We start from the raw sequence: 20,531 nt of genomic DNA, 5'->3' as shown, positions 1-20,531 counted from the left end.
GTGCGCGGATCAGCGAAGCGCGCTGACCGCGTACAGGGCGCCGAGCGCCGTCGCCAGGATGCCGAGGACGAGGCGGAGGAGGGGCTCGGGCAAGTGCGGCTGGAGGCGGGCTCCGAGGTAACCGCCGATGAGACCCCCGAGGCCGCAGGACAGGCCGAGGAACCAGTCGGGGGCGATGCTGCCGCTGTGGGCCAGGGCCAGCAGGGCGTAGGTGGCGGCGCCGACCACGGAGGTGGCGAAGGTGGAGGCGAGCGCGGCCGGGGCGACCTTGGAGACGGGGACGCCGCGCCCGACCAGGACGGGGCCGAGGATCGAGCCGCCGCCGATGCCGTAGACACCGCCCACCACGCCGACCGCCAGTGCCAGGCGGGTAACCGTCCGGGGCGCGGACTCGGGGCGCCGGATCTCCGGGGGTGCGGGGCGCAGGGTCCGGGCGATGAGCCAGCCGCCGAGCGGCAGCATCAGCGCGGCGACCAGGAGGCGGAAGACACCCGGCCCCGGAAGGGCGAACACGCGGATGACCGCTCCCAGGACGACACCGGGCAGGGTGCCCAGCACCAGGCGGCGGACGAGCGGTCCCGCCAGGGCGCCGTCGCGCCGATAGCGCAGCAGGGCGCCGGGTCCCGCCACCACGTTGTAGAGCAGGTTCGTGGGCGTGACAGCCGGGTTGGGCACGGCGAAGACGCTGAGCTGCACCGGGAGCAGGAACACCGCGCCGGAGACCCCGACTGGCGCGGTCACCACGGCTATGAGCATCCCGACCGCGAGGCCGGCCGCCCCCAGTTCCCACTCCACCCACTGCCCCCGCGCTGTCTGTACCCGCTCGCCTTACCGGCGACAGCCTAGATCGCGGCCTCTCCGCCGCCCGGTTCCAGGGCCTTGAAACCATCGTGAAACCGCGCTGAATGCGCCCTGCCGCAAGCTCCGCCGCATGACGACAACGACATCGCACTCTCTCGCCATCGCGGCCAAGGGGCTGCGCAAGGCCTACGGGGACAAGACGGTCCTCGACGGCATCGACCTGGCGGTGCCGGCCGGCACGGTCTTCTCCCTGCTCGGTCCGAACGGCGCCGGCAAGACCACCGCCGTCAAGATCCTCTCCACCCTCGTCACCGCCGACGCCGGTGAACTGCGGGTGGGCGGACACGAACTGGCCGCCGACCCGCAGGCCGTGCGGGCCTCGATCGGTGTCACCGGGCAGTTCTCCGCCGTCGACGGGCTGATCACCGGCGAGGAGAACATGCTCCTCATGGCGGACCTGCACCACCTGCCCAGGCAGGAGGGGCGGCGGGTGGCCGCCGAACTGCTGGGACGCTTCGACCTCACCGACGCCGCGAAGAAGCCCGCCTCCACCTACTCCGGCGGTATGAAGCGGCGCCTCGACCTCGCCATGACCCTGGTCGGGAACCCGCGCATCATCTTCCTCGACGAGCCCACCACCGGCCTCGACCCCCGCTCCCGTCACAACATGTGGGGCATCATCCGCGAGCTGGTGTCCGACGGAGCGACCGTCTTTCTCACCACCCAGTACCTGGAGGAGGCCGACGAACTCGCCGACCGCATCGCGGTGTTGCACGACGGCAGGATCGCCGCCGAGGGGAGCGCCGAGGAGCTGAAGCGGCTCATCCCCGGCGGGCATGTGCGGCTGCGTTTCACCGACCCGGACGTCTACCGGTCGGCCGCCTCCGCGCTGCGCGAGGTCACCCGCGACGACGAGGCACTGGCGCTGCAGATTCCGAGCGACGGCAGCCAGCGCGAGCTGCGCTCCATCCTCGACTGGCTCGACACCGCCGGCGTCGAGGCGGACGAGCTGACCGTGCACACCCCCGACCTCGACGACGTGTTCTTCGCCCTGACCGGCCCCGCCACCGTCCCCAGTCAGCCCAGCCAGTCCAAGGAGAACGTCCGATGAGCGCCCTCTCCCTCGCCGTCCGCGACTCGTCCACGATGCTGCGCCGCAACCTGCTGCACGCCCGCCGCTATCCGTCGATGACGCTGAACCTGCTGCTCACGCCGATCATGCTGCTGCTGCTCTTCGTCTACATCTTCGGCGACGTGATGAGCGCGGGCATCGGCGGAAGCGGCGCCGACCGCTCCGACTACATCGCCTACATCGTCCCGGGCCTGCTGATGATGACCATCGGCAGCACCGTGATCGGGGCCGCCATCGCCGTCTCCATGGACATGACCGAGGGCCTCATCGCCCGCTTCCGGACGATGGCGATCTACCGGGGATCCCTGCTCATCGGGCATGTCCTCGGCAGCGTGCTGCAGGTGATGGCCAGCCTGGTCCTCGTCGGTGCCGTCGCCGTGGCCATCGGGTTCCGCTCCACGGACGCCACGCTCCTGGAATGGATCGCGGCGGTGGGCCTGCTCGCCCTGTTCTCCCTCGCCCTCACCTGGATCGCGGTCGGCATGGGGATGGCCAGTCCGAACCCCGAGGCGGCCAGCAACATGGCCATGCCGCTGATCCTGCTCCCGCTCATCTCCAGCGCCTTCATCCCGGCCGACACCATGCCGGGCTGGTTCCAGCCGATCGCCGAGTACCAGCCCTTCACCCCCGCCATCGAAACCCTGCGCGGTCTGCTCCTCGGTACCGAGATCGGCAACAACGGCTGGATCGCGGTCGCCTGGTGCGTCGGCCTGAGCGCGCTCGGCTACCGCTGGTCCACGGCACAGTTCAACCGCGACCCGAAGTAGCGGCAACCGCCATGACGGCGCGGGCGGCATCCCGCAACTCGCTCCGCTCCAGGGCGGCGTACTCCGACACCGCGTCGGCGTAGGCCGCCCTGTCGGCTTTCTCGGCCGCCGTCCGGGCCCGGGCCGCCGACATCGTCGGCTGATAGTCGCGCAGCACCCGCAGCCGTTCGGCCAGCGCGATCATCCCTACGGCCGAGGAGTCGCCGGTCGCGAGCCCGGCCATGCCGAGGGCGTGCAGCGCCGTCCCGTACTGAAACTCCACGGGCGAGCCTGCCGGACCGTCGAGCATGGTCCGCAGCTCCTGCCGCAGCCGGTCGACCACGTCCGCGACCAGCTCGATACGGCCGTGGTGCGCGTGCGCCGTCACCGCCGCCGATTGGATCTGCAGCACCCACCGGTCGTAGAAGGGGTCACCGCCGTCCACCGGACCGGCCTCGGTCATCCCCTCCACGGCGCTGCGCCACAGGCCGAGTCCGACCTCCGTCAGCCCGCGTGCGAGGGCGATCTCGGCGCGCCCGCCGAGGCCGGGGCTGTGGAAGTCGTCCTGCTGCGGGGTGTTGTGGCCCTCCGCCTGCCGCAGCCAGTACTCGGCCTCGTCGGGGTCGCCGCGGTGCAGGCAGGCCAGGACGAGGCCACTGCGTATGCCGATGGAGTCGCGCTCGTCACCGAGCCGCGGCAGCGCCTCCAGCGCCGCCTTGAGATGTTCGTAGGCGGCCTCGCCCTGCTCCGTCCTCAGGCACAGCTCGCCCAGCCGGGCGTGACCCATGACCTGCAGGAACGGATTGTCGACCGGCGCGAGTGCGGCGATGATCCGCCGAGCCGAGGCGTGCGCGCGGTCGATGTCGTGCTCGTACTCCCAGACGTAGGTGGCGACGCACTCGGCGATGCCGGCGAGCAGCGGCTGCTCGCTGTCACAGAGCTTCTGCAGCACCTCGTAGTCGGGAGGCCGCATCTCGGGGACCGCGCCCAGCACGATCGCGATGGCGCGCACCAGGGTGTCCGGCGGGGCCGGGGGCAGCCGCCGGAGGGTGACGAGCTGGCGTACGACGTGCGGGCCGTAGCCCATGAACAGGGTCGCCGTGGACAACACCGCGGCGGAGCGGGCGACTTCGACGTACTCGGGCTCGGGGTGGTAGTGCGACAGGGGCGGACCGGTGTCCGCGGCGAGGGTGGTGAGGCGGGTGAAGTTGGACCCGGTGGACCACAGGGCGGTGAGGACCGCGGTGAGGGCGGCGATGGCGGGGCCGTCCGTACGGGCCAGGGCGTGCCGCAGGGCCGGCACGAGGTTGTCCTGCTCGGCCCTGATCGGCTCCCAGGCGGACAGTGGCCCCGAGCCGAAGAACCAGTCGTGGTGCGCGACCCCGAAGTCCCGCGCCCAGGCGAGGAACCGGCTGACGGCCTCCTCGTCCTCGCCCGCCTCCGTGCGCCGGGCCGCGCTGAACTCCCGTACGGTCTCCAGCATCCGGAACCGCAGACCGGCCGGGGTGTCGGCGACGGTGAGCAGCGACTGGTCGGCCAGCTGCTCCAGCAGGAACAGCGCGTCGTCGCCCAGCACATGCTCGGCCGTCTCACCGGTGAAGCCACCGGGGAAGACGGACAGCAGGCGCAGCGCCGCCCTGGCCTGCTCGTCGAGGAGGTTCCAGCTCCAGTCCACGACCGCGTGCAGGGTGCGGTGACGTTCCGGCGCGTCCCGCGCCCCGCCGCGCAGCAGCGCGAACCGGTCGCCGAGGCGGCGGGCGATCTCCGGCACCGACAGCACCCGTACCCGCGCCGCCGCCAGTTCCACGGCGAGCGGCAACCCGTCGAGGTGGCGGCAGAGTTCGGCCACGGCGTCCGGTGGCAGCCGCACGCCGGGCCGGGCGGCCCGGGCCCGCTGGGTGAACAGCTCGACGGCGGTGTCGAGGCCGAGTTCCGGCAGCGCGTACACCGCCTCCGACGTGAGGCCGAGCGGGGCCCGGCTGGTGGCGAGCACCCGCAGGTCCTTCGAGGCCGAGACCAGTGCCTGTACCAGGCCGGCGGCGCCACGGATGATCTGCTCGCAGTTGTCCAGCACCAGCAGCGCGGGCCCGGGGCCGAGCACGCCGAGGATGCCGGACACGGGGTCGTGACCGCTCATGGCGGCGCCGGGCCGCCCTTCGCCCGCACCGAGCGCGGAGGTCACCTCCGCGGTCACGTCCGCGTCCGCGGTGACGCCGGCGAGCGGCACGAAGTACACCACGCGCTGCTCGGCCCGGCGGCTGACGGCGTGCGCGAGCCGGGTCTTGCCGAGGCCGCCGGGGCCGGCGACGGTGACGGCCCGGGAGGCGCGCAGCAGCCGTTCCACCGCCGCGATGTCCTCGTCCCTGCCGAGGAGCGGGTTCGGCTCGTGCGGCACGCCGTGTCTGACCGCGGGTGGCTCGCCGCGCAGCAGCTCCCGCTGTACGGCCTTGAGCCCGGCGCCGGGATCCGTGCCGAGCTCGTCGCGCAGCTCGCGGCGGTAGGCCTCGTAGCGCGTGAGCGCGGCGGACGGGCCGGCCGTCGCGGCCTCGGCGCGCAGGAGTTCGGCGAGCACTTCCTCGTCGCGGGGATGCTCCGCGGCGGCCACGGCCAGCGGTCCGGCCGCCTCCGCGTGGCGTCCGAGGCGGGCGAGCGCGAGGGCTCTCGCCCGGACGAGCGCGCCGCGGACGGGGGCGCGCTCGGTGCGCAGCGCGGCTATGGGGTCGGCGGTGTCGTCGCCCCCGTCAGGGGTGCCTTCCCACAGCGCGAGTCCCGCCTCGGCGGCCGCCAGCGATCCGGCGTGGTCCCCGGCCCTGGCCCGGTCCGCGCCGGTGGCGGCGTGCCGCAGCAGGGCGGCGCTGTCGACCTGGTCCTCGGCGAGGGTGAGCCGGTATCCCGTCGGAGTGCCGGCGATGACGTCGGCGCCCAGCTGCGCCCGCGCCCTGGACACGAGGACCTGCAGGGCCTTGCCGGGCCGTTCCGGCAGCTCGTCCGGCCACAGCCCCGCCACGAGCCGGTCGGTGCTGCAGCCGGTGCGCAAGTCGCCCGCGAGCAGCGCGAGGAGGCCCCGGAGCCGGGGCGCGGTGACCTCCTGTCCGCGGTAGGCGACACGCGGCAGCAGGGTCAGGTCGGTGGTCACCCGTGCAGATTAGCCGTGGTCCGGCCACCGGAACTCCCCGCGCGGGGCCGGACTCCCGCCGCGCGGAGGGCTGTCGCGCGCTCAGGTGCGCGGAGCGGCCATGCGGGCGTGGCGCGCGGCCTTGAGGGTCTCGGGCAGGAAGCGGTACTCGATGGCCGTGCGCCGGGTCGCGAGGTCGCCTCCGACGACCTGGGCGCGGCCGTCCATCATCGCCAGCAAGCCCTGGCGCGCGACGTCTTTGCGGCTGTTCTTCCGCATCCCCGGGCCGAAGGCCGTGTTGTTCATGCCGGCGGGCGATCTCGCGGCACGGTGGCGTTACAGCCGTCTCGACCTCAGGGCCCGCGAACCGCGGCTACCATGCTGCGTCAGGCGGTGACGCCGGCCCGGGTCCTCATGGGCGTGGGGCAGGCCAGGAGGTGAGGGGTAGCGGACCGCGGTCGATGACGGTGCGGATGCAGAAGGTGCTACGGGCGTCGCGGACAGGACCGATGGCCAGGATCTGGTCGGTGAGCACTCTCTCGAAGGTGCGCAGGTCCGGCACGGCGAGTTCGACGAGGAAGTCGGCATCGCCGGAGACCACGTGGCAGGCGACCACGTGCTCGATCGCCTTGAGGGCCTCTTCGACCACCTGGGAGGTGGTGCGAGAGTGCTCGACCTTGAGGGAGAGGAACACCGTCAGCCCGAGGCCGAGGCGCTCGCGGTCCAGATCTGCCCGGTAGCCGGCCAGGACTCCGTCTTCCTCCAGAGCCTTGGTGCGCCGCAGACAGGACGAGGGCGACAGTCGTACGGCGTCGGCGAGGTCGACGTTGGGGGTGCGTCCGTGGCGCTGCAGGTGGTCGAGGATCGACCGGTCGATGCGGTCGTACAAAGGGCGTGGCATGAAATGCAGCGTAACGCGCGGATCGACGAACAATCCTGCGCTCCAGATCCGGTTGGGTGCTGAGTACGCCATCCTATGCCGCGCTTGGTGGCGCATCCTGAGCGCATGCTCCGGCCGGCCACCGGACCCACGCATTGCCTGCCCTCTCACATCGTTCGGATTGCCTCATGCGCCACTTCCCCCTGGAACCCGACCGCGCCGCGATGACCGAAATGGGTCGTCTCGTCCTGGACCGTGTCGTCGACCGCACTCAAAATCTCGGGGCCCGCCCCGCGACCAGCCCCCTGTCCCCACAGGCCGAGGCCGAACTCGTGGAGTCCTTCCTGGCACCGCCGCCCGACCGGGGCGGCGATCTGAAGGCCCTGCTCGCGCGCCTGGACGAGGCCGCCGACTGCGCTCTGGAGACGGCCGGGCCCGGCCATCTGGCCTACATCCCGGGCAGCGGCCTGTATTCGGCCGCGCTCGCCGAGTTCTACAACCGCGCCGCCAACCGCTACGGCGGCCTGGCGTCGGTGGCTCCGGCCCTCGCCGCGCTCGAGGAGAGCGTGATCCGCTGGATGGCCCGCGACGTGTGCGGCCTCCCGGAGGGCAGCGGCGGCCTGCTGACGAGCGGTGGCTCGATGGCCACGTTCTCCGCGACGATCGCCGCCCGCCACGACAGGCTCGGCGAGGAACTCGCAGACGGCACCGTCTACACCACCGCCTTCGCCCACCACTCCGTCGCCAAGGCCGCCCGCCTCGCCGGCATCCGCGCGGCTCACATACGTACCGTGCCGCACACTCCGGACCTGCGGATGGACGCGGAGGCCGCCGCCGCGATGATCCGCGCCGACCGGGACGCCGGCCTGCGGCCCTTCCTGTTGGTGGCCACCGCCGGCACCACCGACACCGGCACGATCGACCCGTTGCCTCAGCTGGCCGACCTGGCCCACCGCGAAGACGTGTGGTTCCACATCGACGCGGCCTACGGAGGTTTCTTCCGGCTCACCGCACGCGGCGCGGAACGCCTCGCCGGGATCGAGGAGGCCGACTCGGTCACCCTGGACCCGCACAAGACCCTGTTCATGCCGTTCGGCACCGGCGCCCTGGTCGTCCGCGACCTCGCCGCCCTGCACGCCGCGCACGACGGCACCGGGAGCTACCTGCAGGACATGGGGGCGGCGGGGAGCGTGCCGGACTCCGGTCACCTCGGGCCCGAGCTGACCCACGAGATCCGCGGTCTGCGGGCCTGGCTCCCCCTGCACCTGCACGGGGTGGACGCCTTCCGCGAGGCTCTGGACGAGAAGCTCGACCTGGCCGAACACGTCCACGACACGCTGTCCGGCGTCGCGCGGCTGGAGGTCCCGCAGCGCCCGGACCTGTCCACCGTGATCTTCCGAGTCCGCCCCGCCGACGCCGGACCGGCCGCCGCCGAGCGGGCGGACGAGGCGAGCCGCCGTCTGTTGGAGCGGATCAACGGCCACCGGCGCATCGTGCTCTCCAGCACGGTGGTCGACGGCCGCTACACCCTGCGCGTCTGCGTGGTCTCCCACCGCACCCACCACGACCGCATCACCGAGGCCCTGAAGATCATCACTGCCGAAGCCGGGAACATCCCCGCCGCGTAGCCGACGACGGCCTGGACCCGGTGGTGCCCACCTGAGGGACGCCTCCGTCGAATCACGAACACGTCGCATCACGAATGCAAGGAGGACTTCATGACGATCCATCCCGAACCCCTCCCCGCCAGGGGAACAGCCATCGTGACCGGTGCCTCCTCGGGCATCGGTGCGGCCTACGCACGTCGCCTCGCCGCGGATGGTCACGATCTGGTGCTGGTGGCGCGTCGCGCAGAGCGTCTCCGCGCACTTGCCGCGGAGCTGACCGGGCAGCACGACGTACGAGTGGAAACCGTCGTCGCGGATCTGGGCGATACCGGTGACCTGGACCGGGTTGCCCGGCGAACCGCCGAGGACGACGTCGAGCTGCTGGTGAACAACGCGGGCATCAACGGCTACGGCCCCTTCGCCGAGACCGACACGGAACTGCTGGAGAAGGTGATGGCCGTGAACGTCGTGGCGCTCACCCGGCTCGCTCGTGCGGCCGTGCCGGGCATGCTGGCACGCGGCCGCGGCGCCGTGGTGAACGTGGCCTCCACCCTCGCCTTCGCCGGTTCGCTTCCGCCGGGCCCGCTGCCGGTGCGGGCGGTCTACGGAGGGACCAAGGGCTACGTGGTCACCTTCAGCCGAACCCTCGCCGCGGAGTTGGACGGTGCGCCGGTTCGTGTCCAGGTGCTGTGCCCCGGGCTGACGGCAACCGAGTTCCATCTCACCCAGGGCCAGGACCCGGTAGCCGGTGAGGTAGCCCGAGTACACGACGACGGAGGCATGCCCGTCGAGGACGTGGTGACCGCTTCGCTGAGGGCCCTGGAAACCGGCGAGGTCGTGTGCGTGCCCGGCCTGGTCGACGGCGAGGCGGTGGAGCGCATAGCCGCGGCGGAATTCGGGCTCCGCTCCTCGTCCACGAGCACACTCGCCCCGCGATACCAGAGCCCCGTCCAGCAGTGAGTCCCCGGCCGCCCTCGACAGCCGACCGGAAGAGGCGGAGCCACGGCTGCCAAGTCCGTCTTGCTCAGCCGCGGGAGCGCCGGGTAGGGACGGAGGGCCTCGTTCCGCGAGAGACACGGTGCACTCTGCAAGCGGCAGCACCGTCCGAGCGGCGCATCAACCGCCTGCAGCGACAGGTCAAGGCGGCCTTCGACCCACGCACCACGTTCTCAATCCCGATGGGAGTCGGCCGACCGCCGTTGCTGAACGGCCAGTTCGCGGTACTCGGCGGCCGGGTGGTCGGCCCGGACGCGAGGTCCGCTGCCCGGGCCGTGCAGGCGTTCGCGCAGAGTGGTGGCGGACGGCTCCTCCGGGAGCCTTCCTCGGGAACGCAGCTCCGGGACGACCAGGTCGACGAAGTCGGCGAAGGTGCCGGGCGTCACGGCGTAGGCGAGGTTGAACCCGTCGATGTCCGCCTCCTCCACCCAGCGTTCCAGCTCGTCGGCGACCGTGGCCGGGGAGCCCACCACCACCGGGCCGATGCCGCCGATGCCGAGGTAGCGGGCCACGTCGTCGGGGGTCCAGCGGCGGGTCGGATCGGCGGTGGAGAAGATCGCGAGCGCGGAGCGGACGGCGTCGGTGTCGACGTACTCCAGGGGCTGGTCCGGCGCGAGTTCGGACAGGTCGAGGCCGCTCCAGCCGCCGTAGAGGGCGAGGGCGCCCTCGTGGGAGGCGTAGGAGATCAGGTCGGCGTGCTTCGCCCGGGCCTCCTCGTCGGTGGGGGCAGTGATCGCGGTGAGCAGGATGAAGATCTTGACGCTGTAGGGGTCGCGGCCCTCGGCGGCGGCCTTGGCCCGGATGTCGTCGACGACGCGGCGGGTCGCCTGCGGGGTGACGGCGTTGATGAAGACGCCCTCACCGTGCCGGGCGGCGAAGGCCCGGCCGCGCGGGGAGGCGCCGGCCTGGAAGACGACCGGGGTGCGCTGCGGCGACGGCTCGGAGAGGAACACGCCGGGGACGGTGAAGTGGCGGCCCTTGTGAGCGATGTCCCGGATGCGGCCGGGGTCGGTGAAGACGCCCCGTTCCCGGTCGCGGACGACCGCGTCGTCGTCCCAGGAGTACTCCCACAGTTTGTAGCAGACCTCCAGGAACTCCTCGGCGACCTCGTAGCGGTCGTCGTGTCCGACCTGTTCGCCGAGGCCCAGGTTGCGGGCGGCGCTCTCCAGGTAGGAGGTGACGACGTTCCAGGCGATCCGGCCCTTGGTCAGATGGTCGAGGGTGGTGAGGGTGCGGGCGAGCTTGTACGGCTGCTCGTAGGTGAGGGACACGGTGACACCGAAGCCGAGGCGCTCGGTCACCGCGGCCATGGCGGAGACGGCGGGCAGCGGGTCGGACAACGGGATCTGCGCGCCCTGGCGGACGGCGGCGTCGCGCGAGCCCTGGTAGACGTCGTACGCGCCGAGCACGTCGGCGATGAAGAGCGAGTCGAAGCCGCCGCGCTCCAGCAGCCGCGCCAGGCCGGTCCAGTAGTCGAGGTCGGTGTAGCGGTGCGCCTGGTCGTCGGGGTGCCGCCACAGGCCGGGCGACTGGTGGCCGACGCAGGCCATGTCGAAGGCGTTCAGATGGATGCGGCGGGTCATTTCAGGGCTCCGGAGGAGAGGCCGGCGACGAGCCGGCGCTGGGCGGCCACGGCCAGGACGTAGACAGGCGCGATGCCGATGAGGGAGACGACGGCCTGCTGGCCGAACTCGACGTTCTTGTCGCCCTGGAAGAGGGAGAGCAGCACGGGCAGGGTCTGCGCACTGCTGTCCTGGGCGAAGCTGAGGGCGAAGAGGAACTCGTTGTAGCTGAGGAAGAAGCAGATCAGCGCGGCGGCCGCGACGCCCGGCGCGATGAGCGGCAGGACGACGCGCCTGAGGCTCGCCCAGGGTCCGAGCCCGTCGAGCCAGGCGGCCTCCTCGATCTCCTTCGGCACCTTCCGTACGAAGCCGTCCAGCAGCCAGATCGCCACGGGCACGTTCGCGAGACCGTCGACGAGGGCGAGCCCGGTGACCGTGTTGTTCAGCTCCAGGTTCCGCAGCAGGTAGAAGAGAGGGAGGACGGCGACGACGGGCGGGGCGCAGTAGCTCGACAGCACCAGGGTGGCGAGCCTGCCACCTCGGCGTCCGGCCCGTGCGGTGAAGTACGCGCCGGGTACGGCGATCAGCAGCGTGAGCACGACCGAACCGGCCGCGACCGTCCAGGAGTTGACGATGTAGTGGCCGACCTCCACGGCCCGGAAGGTGTCGGGCCAGTTCTGCCAGAACAGGTGCGAGGGCAGCAGCCCGCCGTTGAGGACGTCGTCGCGGGAGCGGACGGACAGTGAGGCGACGTACAGCAGCGGTACGGCCATGAGCAGCGCGAGGACCGTGAGCAGCGCGGTGAGTCCGGTGGTGCCGCGGCGCCCGGCGGGGCGGCGCGGAGGCTTCTGGGGCACGGGCTCGGCCGGCGCCTCTTCCCGTACGGCTTCGAGCGTGGTCATACGGAAACCTCCTCGTACCGCTTGCGGCGCATCGCCACCAGGCTCGTGACCAGGCCGATCAGCAGGGAGAACAGCACGGTCGCGGCCGCGGCGCCGCCGACGTCGAACTCCTGCAGCGCGGTGCGCTGGATGTCGTACGTGCTCGTGGTGGTGGAGAAGCCGGGGCCGCCGGACGTCACCACGTAGACGATGTCGAAGACCTTGAAGCCGATCACGAGCTTGAGCAGCAGGACGGACAGCAGGGTCGGTTCGATGTACGGCAGGACGATCGAGCGGAGGGTGCGCGAGCGGCCGGCGCCGTCGAGGGCGGCGGCCTCGCGCAACTCGTCCGGTACGCCGAGGAGGGCGGCGTAGACGAGCAGCATCACGAACGGTGTCCACTGCCAGCTGTCGATGACGACGAGGGTGGTGAACGCCCCCGTGCCGCTGCCGAGCGGGTTCACGCCGGGCAGTCCCACGGTCTGCAGGACGCCGTTGAGGGCTCCGCCCACCGGGGCCAGCAGCAGCTTCCACGCCACGCCGACCATGACGGGCGGTGTGACCAGGGGCAGCAGCAGGAGCGTGCCCAGCAGGCCGGGGCGGGCTGCCCTGGCACGCAGCAGGAGCGCGAGCGCGGTGCCCAGCACCAGCTGCACCGCCGCGGCGAGCACCGCGAAGAGCGCCGACCGCCACAGCGAGCCCGTGAACGACTGGCTCTCCAGCGCTGTACGGAAGTTGTCGAACCCGGTCCAGCGTTGCAGCGGCCTGGCGAGGGTGGAGTCGGTGAAGGCCAGGCCGATGACGTAGACGAGCGGGTAGGCGGCGAAGACCGCGAGGAAGACCACGGACGGCGCGGCGAGCGCGCCGGGGACCCGGGCGGCCGGCCTGGCTGTCATCCGGACGCTCCCTTGAGTTCCTTGGCCCAGGCGCGCTGCGCGTTGCCCAGAGCGGTCTTCGCGCTCTGCTTGCCCTGCAGGCCGAGCGCGAGTTCGTCCACGAGGGTCTGGAGCAGGTCGGGGGCCTTGGGCACGGTCGGCCAGGGCAGCGGGTCGCCGGCGAGGCCGGTGCGGACGACCTCGTAGGAGTCGGGCGAGTTCTTGCGGAACGCCGAGGAGCTGAGGGTGCTGGTGCGGATCGGGTCGGCACCCGCGTCGGGCCGGGCGAGCACGAGGAGGTTCTGCTGGGCGGCGGTGGCCCACTTGATGAAGGCGGCCGCGGCCTCCTTCTGCTTCGACGCCGTGGACACCGCCAGTCCGAAGCCCGCGTCGAGCGAGGTGCGGGGCTTGGTGTTGTCGCCGCCGACCGGGAGCGTGGTGACGGCCCACTTGTCGACGACCTTGGACTGGCCCGGGTCCTGGGCGCGCTTGGCGAAGTCGGTCCAGAAGTCGAGCATGGCGCCCTTGCCATCGAGGAAGGCGGGCAGCGCCTGGTCGAAGCCGATCTGCAGCGGGGTGGGCAGTGCGCTGGGCGCGGCGTCGAACAGCACCTGCGCGGCCTCGATCGCCTCCGGGGTGTCGAGTGTGGGGGCACCCGACGCGTCGAGGAACGAACCGCCGTATCCGGCGAGGCGGTTGGCGAAGGCGCAGCCGAGGATCACGGGGACCTGCTGGGCCTCGATGATGGTGCCGTAGTACTTGCCCTTGGCGTCCTTGGTGATCTTCGCGGCGATGTCGTTGTACTCGTCCCAGGTGCGGGGCGCCTCGACCTTGTGCCGTTCGAAGAGCTCGGTGTTGTAGAAGAGGATGTGGGTGTCGCCGTCGTAGGGCAGGCCCCAGCGCTTGCCGTCGTAGCGGGTGTACGTGTCGTACAGGGACGGCAGGAAGTCGCTCTCCTCGATGTCCTTGTGCGCCTTGATGTACGCGGTGAGGTCCTCGATGACACCGCCCTCGGCGAGAGTGCCGACGGCCGCGTACCAGTACATGAAGACGTCGAACTGGCCCGCCCCGGACTGCACGTCGAGCACGGCCTTCGCCGTGAGCTTGTCGTACGGCACGGGTGTCACAGACAGCTTGGCGCCGGTGGCCTCCTCGAAGGGCTTGCTCAGGTACTTGAACGACAGGGCGTTCGGCTGATTGGCCAGGATCTTGAGGGTGACCCCGTCGAGGTCGGGCTTGGCGGTCGGGTCGAGCGCGGCGGCCTCGGAGGAGCCGCAGGCGGTCAGGAGCGGGCCGGCGGCGGCGAGGGCGGCGGCACCGCCGGCGGCGCGCAGCAGGTGTCTGCGGGAGAGCGGGGAGCGCGGGAGGCGCGGGGTCGGGGTCATGGGGTGGTTCTCCTGGCTTCTGCTTACGCGAGAGTTCTCACGTAGGGAGATTTCTTAGGTGTAGAGGGTGAAGGGCGCGTGGGCGCCGTTCAGGAAGTGGTCGCCGACCTCGCGGAGCTTGTAGGCGACGGGGTCGTGCAGGGTGTGGGTGCGCACGTTGCGCCAGAACCGGTCGAAGCCGTGCGCGGACGCCGTCGCCCTCGCGCCGGTCACCTCGAGGATCCGGGCGGTGATGTCGAGGGCGGCCTTGGTGGCGGCGACCTTGGCGGCGGCGACGGTCACGGCGGTCTCGCCGCGCTCCTCGGCGGTGAGGTCCGGTCCTCGGTCGATGCTGTGCTGGACCGCTTCGGCCGCGTGGTCGGCGAGGAGCCGTACCGAGCGTGCGGACACGGCGAGTTCGCCGTAGGTGGCCAGCGTGTAGGGGTCCTGGGTGGCTGAGTCGACGCCCGACAGCAGCCAGGGGCGGGTGGTGTCGCGGGTGTAGTCGGCGGCCGCGGCGAGCGCTCCCTCGGCGATGCCCAGGTAGAAGTGGACGAAGACCAGCTGGATCGCGGGGGTGACGAGGGTGGCGAACGGGGAGAGGGTGCCCGCCTCCTCGGAGAGGGACCCGATGATGTCGTCCGCCGCCACCGGTACGGCGTGGAATTCCACGCTGCCGCTGGCCGACAGCCGCTGCCCGAAGTTGTCCCAGTCGTCGTGGCGTACGACCCCGGGGTGGACCGGGTCGACGAAGACGACGACGGGTTCGCCGGTGTCCGTGCGCGTGGCACCGGCGACGAGGCGGTCGGCGACACGGGCGCCGGTGGCGAAGCTCTTACGCCCGTCGAGCCGGAAGCCGTCGCCGTCAGGGGTCAGGGTGACGTCGGGGTCGCGGGGGTTGAACGCCCCGCCCCACAGCCACTGCCCCTCGGCCGCCGCGCGCTCCAGCCGCTCGACGGTGGCGGGCTCGCCGAAGAAGCGCGGGTTCCAGGACAACAGGTAGTGGTAGCCGAGGAGCTGGCCGATCGAGCCGTCCCCGGCGGCGATCTCCCGGATGACGGCGTAGGCGGTGCGCCAGTCCGCTCCCCCGCCGCCGTACTGGGCGGGGACGAGCAGCGTGAGCAGCCCGGCCGCGCGCAGCCGTTCCACCTCCTCGAAGGGCGGCTTGTTGGCCTTGTCGCGCTGGGCGGCGTCCTGGGCGAGGTCGGCGGCCACGGCACGGGCGGTGGCGATCCAGTCGGTCGTGGTCATGGGGTCCTCAGACGATTCCGTTGGCGGGCGGGGCGACCCCGTTCAGGGCGTGGTTGCCGAGGTGCTGGATCTTCCAGCGGCGCGGGTCGTGCAGGGTGTGGGTGCGGGCGTTGCGCCAGTGGCGGTCCAGGCCGCGGCCGCCGGTCACGGACCGGGTGCCGATGAGGGCGAAGACGTCGTTGGCCACGGTCAGCGCGGCGGTGTCGGCCTGCGCACGGGCGGCGGCCACGGCGACGGAGGCCTCTGCCGCGAGGCCGGCGTCCTCAGGGGCATCACGGGCGGCGTCGAGGGCGGCTCCGGCCCGGTCGAGGAGGGCCTCGGCGGCGCGTACGAGCAGGGCCAGCTCGCCGAACCGCTGGATCACCAGCGGTTCCTCGTTCGCCCGGTCGGCGCCCGACTCGCCCCACGGCCGGGCGATGTCCCGGATCAGCTCGCCGCCCTCCTCCAGGGCGCCGCGGGCGATTCCGGTGTCGACGGCCGCGTGGATGAACTGGCCGAAGGCACCGAAGACCTCGGGCCGTTCGAAGGTGAGGTGATGGGGCACCACCCGGTCGGCGGGCAAGTGCACGTCCTCGAACCGCACGGTGCCGCTGGCGGTGCCGCGCTGCCCGATGCCGTCCCAGTCGTCCACCACCGTGACCCCGGGGGCGTCGTGCGGGACGAAGGCCGCGGTGAGGCTGTCGTCCGGGGCGAGTGCGAAGACCGGGATCCAGTGGGCGAACAGGGCGCCCGTGGAGTAGTTCTTGGTTCCGGTCAGGCTGTACGAGCCGTCGGGGCGGGGCTTGAGGCGGGTGGAGAACTCCAGCGCGTGCCGGGTGCCCTTCTCGGCGAGGGCGTTGCCGAACCTGCGTCCCGCCAGGAGTTCGGCGTAGAAGAGGTCCCGCTGCCCGGCCGTGCCGTTCTCCTTCAGCACCTCCACGAAGAAGAAGTGGTTCTGCGGAATCTGGCCGATGCTGCCGTCGGCGGCCGACAGCAGCCGGACGACCTCGCCGAGGGTGCGGGCGCCGACCTCGGCACCGCCGTGGGAGCGGGGCACGGTGATGCCCAGCAGCCCGGAGGCCGACAGCCGGTCGAGTTCGGCGCGCGGCAGGATGCGCTCGGCGTCGCGCCGGGCGGCCTCGCGGGCGAACTCGCCGGCCAGTTCGCCCGCGACGGCGACCGCCTCGGCGTCGTCGGCGATCACGTGCGTCATCGTGGGTTTCCCGCACCCGCGAACGGGACCTGGGCGGAGGCCGCGACCCGGGGGAAGGGGTGCTGCCACAGACCCTGTGCCTCCAGCCTCGGCAGGACACCCTCGCCGAACCAGTAGGCCTCCTCCAGATGGGGGTAGCCGGAGAGGACGAACTCCTCGATGCCGAGGGCCGCGTACTCCTTGATGCGCTCGGCGACCTCGTCGTGGCTGCCGACCAGGGCCGTGCCCGCACCGCCGCGTACCAGGCCGATGCCGGCCCACAGGTTGGGGTGGATCTCCAGGGCGTCCCGGCTGCCGCCTTCGTGCAGCGCGAGCATGCGCTGCTGTCCCGTGGACTCGCTGCGGGCGAGCCCGGCCTGCACGGACGCCACGGTCTCCGGGTCGAAGCCGTCGAGCAGCCGGTTGGCCTCCGCCCACGCCTGCTCGGAGGTGTCGCGGGTGATGACGTGCAGCCGGATGCCGAACCGGACGGTGCGGCCCTGCTCGGCCGCCAGCTTCCTGATCCAGGCGATCTTCTCGGCGACCTGCGCGGGCGGTTCGCCCCAGGTGAGGTACACGTCCACGTGCCGCGCGGCGATCTCTCCGGCGATCGGCGAGGAGCCGCCGAAGTAGACCTCGGGGACCGGGTCGGGCACCCGGGCCAGCGTCGCGTCCGCCACCTGGAGGTGCTCGCCGTGCAGATCGACGGTCTTGCCCTCCCACAGCTCCCGCACGATCTGCAGGAACTCGCCGGTGCGGCGGTAGCGCGCGTCCTTGTCGAGGAAGTCGCCGTAGGCGCGCTGCTCGTGGCTCTCGCCGCCGGTGACGACGTTGAGCAGCAGCCGTCCGCCGCTCTGCCGCTGGAAGGTGGAGGCCATCTGCGCGGCGAGGGTGGGCGAGACGAAGCCGGGCCGGAAGGCGACCAGGAACTTCAGCCGCTCGGTGTTCTGGCTGACCATCGCCGTCGTCAGCCACGCGTCCTCGCACCAGGCGCCGGTGGGGGTGAGCGCGCCGACGAAGCCGAGGTCCTCGGCGGCGCGGGCGATCTGGCTCAGGTAGGCGACCGTCGGCGGCCGGTCCCGGCCGGAGGCGGTGGCCGGGGTGCCGTGGCCGCCGCCGACGACATGGCGGCTGTCGCCGTTGGTGGGCAGGAACCAGTGGAAGGTGAGGGACACGAGAGGTCTCCGATCGTGAGGTGGGGGGCGGGTCAGAGGAGGCCGTGCCGGGGCGGCCTGGTGCCGTTGAGGACGTAGCGGCCGATGTGCTGGACCTTCCAGCGGGCCGGGTCGTGCAGGGTGTGGGTGCGGGCGTCGCGCCAGTGGCGGTGCAGGCCCAGGGAGTCGAGCGCCGAGCGGGTGCCGGCGACCTCGAAGAGGGCGCTGCCGATCTCGACGGCGGTTTCCGCGGCGGTCACCTTGGCGGTGGCCACCGCGATCGAGGCCTCGGCGGCCGAGTCGTCGGTCAGGTCGTCCCGGGCGGCGTCGACGGCCCGGGCGGCCTCCCGCAGCAGGGCCTCCGCCGCCCGGAGGCGGATCGAGAGTTCACCGAACCGCTGGATCAGCAGCGGGTCCTCCGCGGCCGTCTCCAGCCCGCTCTCGAACCAGGGCCGGCTCTTCGTACGGACGAACTCCACGGCCTCCGCCAGCGCGCCGGAGGCGATCCCCGCGTCGATGGCGGCGTGCAGCAACTGGGCTACGGCGCCGTGGAGTTGGGGCCCCTGGAAGGTGAGGTGGTGGGGCAGGACGCGGTCGGCCGGGACGGGCACCCGCTCCAGGCGGACCGTTCCGCTGGCCGTGGTGCGCTGCCCCATGCCGTCCCAATCGTCGACGACCGTCAGGCCGGGGGCGTCGCGCGGTACGTACGCCACGTGCAGCGTGTCGTCGTCGGCCCGGGCCAGGACGGGGATCCAGTGGGCGAACAGCGCGCCCGTGGAGTAGTGCTTGACGCCGTCGAGGACGTACGAGCCGTCCGGCCGCAGCGCGAGCCTGGTGCGGATGTCCTGGACGTGCTTGGTGCCCGCCTCGGACTGGGCGTTGCCGAACCGCCTGCCCCGCAGCACCTCGCCGAAGAAGAACTCCTGCTGGGCGCGCGTGCCCTGGCGGCGCAGCACGTTGACGTAGACGAAGTGGCTCTGCGGGATCTGGGCGAGGCTGGCGTCGGCCGATGCCAGCAGCCGGAAGATCTCGGCGAGCGTCTCGGCACGGACGTCCGCGCCGCCGAACTCGGCCGGCACGCTCACGGCCGGCAGGCCCGAGGCGGAGAGCCGTTCCAGCTCGGCGTGCGGGAGCCTGCGCCGTACGTCCCGCTCGGCGGCCTCCTTCCGGAAGTCCGCTGCGAGTTCGGCGGCGACGGCCAGGGCCTCGGCGTCGTCGGCGATCACATGGGCCGTGCTCATCCGGTGGCTGCCAGCACGGTCGTACGGCCGCCCAGCGCGGCGGAGAACTGGTCCGTGACCTGGGCCAGGGCCTCGGCCGAGCCGGGCGCGACGGCCAGGGAGCCGTCGTCGCTCACGGTGATGTCCTTGTCGAGGGTGAACCAGCCCGGGACGATGTGCGCGGCGCCCATGGAGCTCAGCACCGGGCGCAGGGCGTAGTCGATGGCCAGGACGTGGGCGACGGACCCGCCGGTGGCGAGCGGCAGGACGGTCTTGCCGGCCAGTGCGTACTGCGGGAGCAGGTCAAGCAGGGACTTCAGCAGTCCGGAGTAGGCGGCCTTGTAGACGGGCGTGCCGACCACCACCCCGTCCGCCTGCTCGACGAGGGCGGTGGCCCGGACGATCTCGGGGTGCCGGAAGTCCGCCCCGAGGAGCGCCTCGGCGGGGACGTTCCGGACGTCCAGCGGGATCACCTCGTGCCCCTGGGCGGTGAGCCGGGCGTCGAGGTGGCGCAGCAGTCGCTGGGTGCGGGAGGTGGCGGAGGGGCTGCCGGACACGGAGACGATGGTGGCCATGCGGGGGTCTTCCCTTCGTGGCTGTACTCGGACGGACGGTGATCAGGCGTGGGCCGCGGCGGGCTCGAAGTCGGGTTCCTGCGCCTCGAGTTCGCGCACGAGAGGCAGCACCCGCTTGCCGAAGTACTCGACCTCCTCGTGGTAGTGCAGGAAGCCGAGGAGGAAGAGGTCGACGCCGAGCCGCTTGTAGGCGACGATCCGTTCCGCGATCTGCTCGGGCGTGCCGATGAGGCCCGTGCGGAAGCCGTCGTTGTACTGGACGAGGTCCTCGAAGCTTGAGTCCTGCCACATGCCCTTGCCGTCGGCGGTGGACTGCCCGGCCTGCCGGACGGCGTCGCGGAAGCCGTGCACGGCCTCGGTGTCGGCGTGGGCGACGATCTCGCGGAGCTGCTCGCGGGCCTCGGCCTCGGTGTCGCGGGCGATGAGGAAGCCGTTGAGTCCGAACTTCGGGGGCGTGCGGCCTGCCTCGGCGGCGGAGGCGCGTACGTCGGCGATCTGCTCGGTGACGCCGTCGAAGTCCTTGCCGTTGCTGAAGTACCAGTCGGAGACCCGGCCGGCCATGGCGCGGGCGGCGGTGGAGTTGCCGCCCTGGAAGATCTCGGGGTGCGGGCGCTCGGGGGTGTTCAGCGGCTTGGGCTTGAGGGAGAAGTCGCGCACCCGGTAGAAGTCGCCGGCGAGTTCGGCGTGGTCCTCGGTCCAGATGGTGCGCAGGGCGGTGATGAACTCCTCCGCGCGCCGGTAGCGCTCGTCGTGCTCCAGCCACGGCTCGCCGAGCGCCGTGAACTCGCCCTTGAACCAGCCGCTGACGACGTTGACCGCGAAGCGGCCGTTCGACAGGTGGTCGGCGGTCGCGCCGAGCTTGGCGAGGACGCCCGGGTGCCACAGGCCGGGGTGGACGGCGGCGATGACCTTCAGGCGCTCGGTGGCGAGCAGCAGGGCGAGGCTGAAGCTGGTCGACTCGTGCTGGTTCTCGGCACCGTAGCTGGCCATGTAGCGGACCTGGCTGAGGGCGTAGTCGAAGCCGTTGTTCTCGGCGAGGACGGCCAGTTCGCGGTTGTAGTCGTAGCCCCAGTCGGTGCGCTGCTCGACGGTGCTGGTGACCAGGCCGCCGCTGACGTTCGGCACCCAGTAGGCGAAACGGACGGGGTCGGATGCGGGCGGTACGGGCATGGGGAACTCCCGGGAAGAGCGGAATGGCGCG

At 72.2% G+C, this 20,531-nt stretch carries 18 protein-coding genes; 4 read left to right on the top strand and 14 right to left on the bottom strand.

Annotated elements, in window-relative coordinates:
• Positions 1-9: 9 nt before the first annotated feature.
• Entirely contained in the window at positions 10-756 is a 747-nt protein-coding gene (locus ACWIF2_RS10435; protein ID WP_454359758.1) for a TSUP family transporter, read from the bottom strand.
• A 175-nt stretch (positions 757-931) separates the two neighbouring features.
• Here ACWIF2_RS10435 and ACWIF2_RS10430 point away from each other — a divergent pair, with 175 nt between their 5' ends.
• Both ACWIF2_RS10430 and ACWIF2_RS10425 read left to right on the top strand, forming a co-directional pair.
• The gene (locus tag ACWIF2_RS10430; RefSeq protein WP_454359737.1) at positions 932-1,912 is read left to right on the top strand and encodes an ATP-binding cassette domain-containing protein; all 981 of its coding nucleotides are present in this window, start codon (positions 932-934) and stop codon (positions 1,910-1,912) included.
• On the top strand, positions 1,909-2,700 hold the full coding sequence (locus ACWIF2_RS10425; RefSeq protein WP_454359736.1) for an ABC transporter permease: 792 nt from the start codon (positions 1,909-1,911) through the stop codon (positions 2,698-2,700). Before ACWIF2_RS10430 ends, ACWIF2_RS10425 begins: the two co-directional genes overlap by 4 nt.
• Here the strand turns inward: ACWIF2_RS10425 and ACWIF2_RS10420 are convergent.
• From ACWIF2_RS10420 to ACWIF2_RS10410, 3 genes are all read right to left on the bottom strand, one after another.
• Positions 2,681-5,815, bottom strand: a complete 3,135-nt coding sequence (locus tag ACWIF2_RS10420) for an ATP-binding protein (RefSeq protein ID WP_454359735.1) — start codon at positions 5,813-5,815, stop codon at positions 2,681-2,683. The two genes, ACWIF2_RS10425 and ACWIF2_RS10420, sit on opposite strands and share 20 nt — an antisense overlap.
• An 81-nt stretch (positions 5,816-5,896) precedes the next feature.
• Positions 5,897-6,100, bottom strand: coding sequence for a hypothetical protein (locus ACWIF2_RS10415; protein ID WP_454359734.1), 204 nt, complete (start codon positions 6,098-6,100; stop codon positions 5,897-5,899).
• Positions 6,101-6,206: 106 nt separating this feature from the next.
• Positions 6,207-6,695 carry an Lrp/AsnC family transcriptional regulator gene (locus tag ACWIF2_RS10410; protein ID WP_454359733.1) on the bottom strand — a complete coding sequence of 163 codons (489 nt, stop codon included), beginning with the start codon at positions 6,693-6,695 and terminating at the stop codon, positions 6,207-6,209.
• Positions 6,696-6,862: 167 nt separating this feature from the next.
• On the opposite strand from ACWIF2_RS10410, the gene ACWIF2_RS10405 reads away from it, so the two are divergent.
• Together ACWIF2_RS10405 and ACWIF2_RS10400 are read left to right on the top strand one after the other, a co-directional pair.
• Positions 6,863-8,302 (top strand): pyridoxal phosphate-dependent decarboxylase family protein, encoded by a 1,440-nt coding sequence (locus tag ACWIF2_RS10405; RefSeq protein WP_454359732.1) that lies wholly within the window; start codon positions 6,863-6,865, stop codon positions 8,300-8,302.
• A 90-nt stretch (positions 8,303-8,392) separates the two neighbouring features.
• A complete protein-coding gene (locus tag ACWIF2_RS10400) occupies positions 8,393-9,241 on the top strand; it encodes an SDR family NAD(P)-dependent oxidoreductase (protein ID WP_454359731.1) in 849 nt (282 codons plus the stop codon).
• A gap of 209 nt (positions 9,242-9,450) precedes the next feature.
• Here the strand turns inward: ACWIF2_RS10400 and ACWIF2_RS10395 are convergent, their stop codons facing one another.
• From ACWIF2_RS10395 to sfnG, 10 genes are read right to left on the bottom strand one after another with little or no spacing between them, the layout of a single operon-like run.
• On the bottom strand, positions 9,451-10,860 hold the full coding sequence (locus ACWIF2_RS10395) for an LLM class flavin-dependent oxidoreductase (protein WP_454359730.1): 1,410 nt from the start codon (positions 10,858-10,860) through the stop codon (positions 9,451-9,453).
• A complete protein-coding gene (locus tag ACWIF2_RS10390; RefSeq protein WP_454359729.1) occupies positions 10,857-11,741 on the bottom strand; it encodes a carbohydrate ABC transporter permease in 885 nt (294 codons plus the stop codon). Before ACWIF2_RS10390 ends, ACWIF2_RS10395 begins: the two co-directional genes overlap by 4 nt.
• On the bottom strand, positions 11,738-12,616 hold the full coding sequence (locus ACWIF2_RS10385) for a carbohydrate ABC transporter permease (protein WP_454359728.1): 879 nt from the start codon (positions 12,614-12,616) through the stop codon (positions 11,738-11,740). The genes ACWIF2_RS10390 and ACWIF2_RS10385 overlap by 4 nt, the downstream gene beginning before the upstream one ends.
• On the bottom strand, positions 12,613-13,980 hold the full coding sequence (locus ACWIF2_RS10380; RefSeq protein ID WP_454359727.1) for an ABC transporter substrate-binding protein: 1,368 nt from the start codon (positions 13,978-13,980) through the stop codon (positions 12,613-12,615). The genes ACWIF2_RS10385 and ACWIF2_RS10380 overlap by 4 nt, the downstream gene beginning before the upstream one ends.
• A gap of 54 nt (positions 13,981-14,034) precedes the next feature.
• Positions 14,035-15,210 carry an acyl-CoA dehydrogenase family protein gene (locus ACWIF2_RS10375; protein ID WP_454359726.1) on the bottom strand — a complete coding sequence of 392 codons (1,176 nt, stop codon included), beginning with the start codon at positions 15,208-15,210 and terminating at the stop codon, positions 14,035-14,037.
• A 7-nt stretch (positions 15,211-15,217) separates the two neighbouring features.
• Complete coding sequence (locus ACWIF2_RS10370; RefSeq protein WP_454359725.1) at positions 15,218-16,402, bottom strand: SfnB family sulfur acquisition oxidoreductase; 1,185 nt, start codon at positions 16,400-16,402, stop codon at positions 15,218-15,220.
• On the bottom strand, positions 16,399-17,556 hold the full coding sequence (locus ACWIF2_RS10365; RefSeq protein WP_454359724.1) for an LLM class flavin-dependent oxidoreductase: 1,158 nt from the start codon (positions 17,554-17,556) through the stop codon (positions 16,399-16,401). Before ACWIF2_RS10365 ends, ACWIF2_RS10370 begins: the two co-directional genes overlap by 4 nt.
• A gap of 32 nt (positions 17,557-17,588) precedes the next feature.
• Positions 17,589-18,776 (bottom strand): SfnB family sulfur acquisition oxidoreductase, encoded by a 1,188-nt coding sequence (locus ACWIF2_RS10360; RefSeq protein WP_454359723.1) that lies wholly within the window; start codon positions 18,774-18,776, stop codon positions 17,589-17,591.
• Positions 18,773-19,330, bottom strand: coding sequence for an NADPH-dependent FMN reductase (ssuE, locus tag ACWIF2_RS10355; protein ID WP_454359722.1), 558 nt, complete (start codon positions 19,328-19,330; stop codon positions 18,773-18,775). The genes ACWIF2_RS10360 and ssuE overlap by 4 nt, the downstream gene beginning before the upstream one ends.
• A 42-nt stretch (positions 19,331-19,372) precedes the next feature.
• Entirely contained in the window at positions 19,373-20,500 is a 1,128-nt protein-coding gene (gene sfnG, locus ACWIF2_RS10350; protein ID WP_382839053.1) for a dimethylsulfone monooxygenase SfnG, read from the bottom strand.
• Positions 20,501-20,531: the final 31 nt, after the last annotated feature.

This window comes from Streptomyces sp. NPDC055506, from assembly GCF_053643595.1.
The sequence above is the reverse complement of the archived record's forward strand: the minus strand, read 5'-3'. Positions and strand labels throughout refer to the sequence as shown.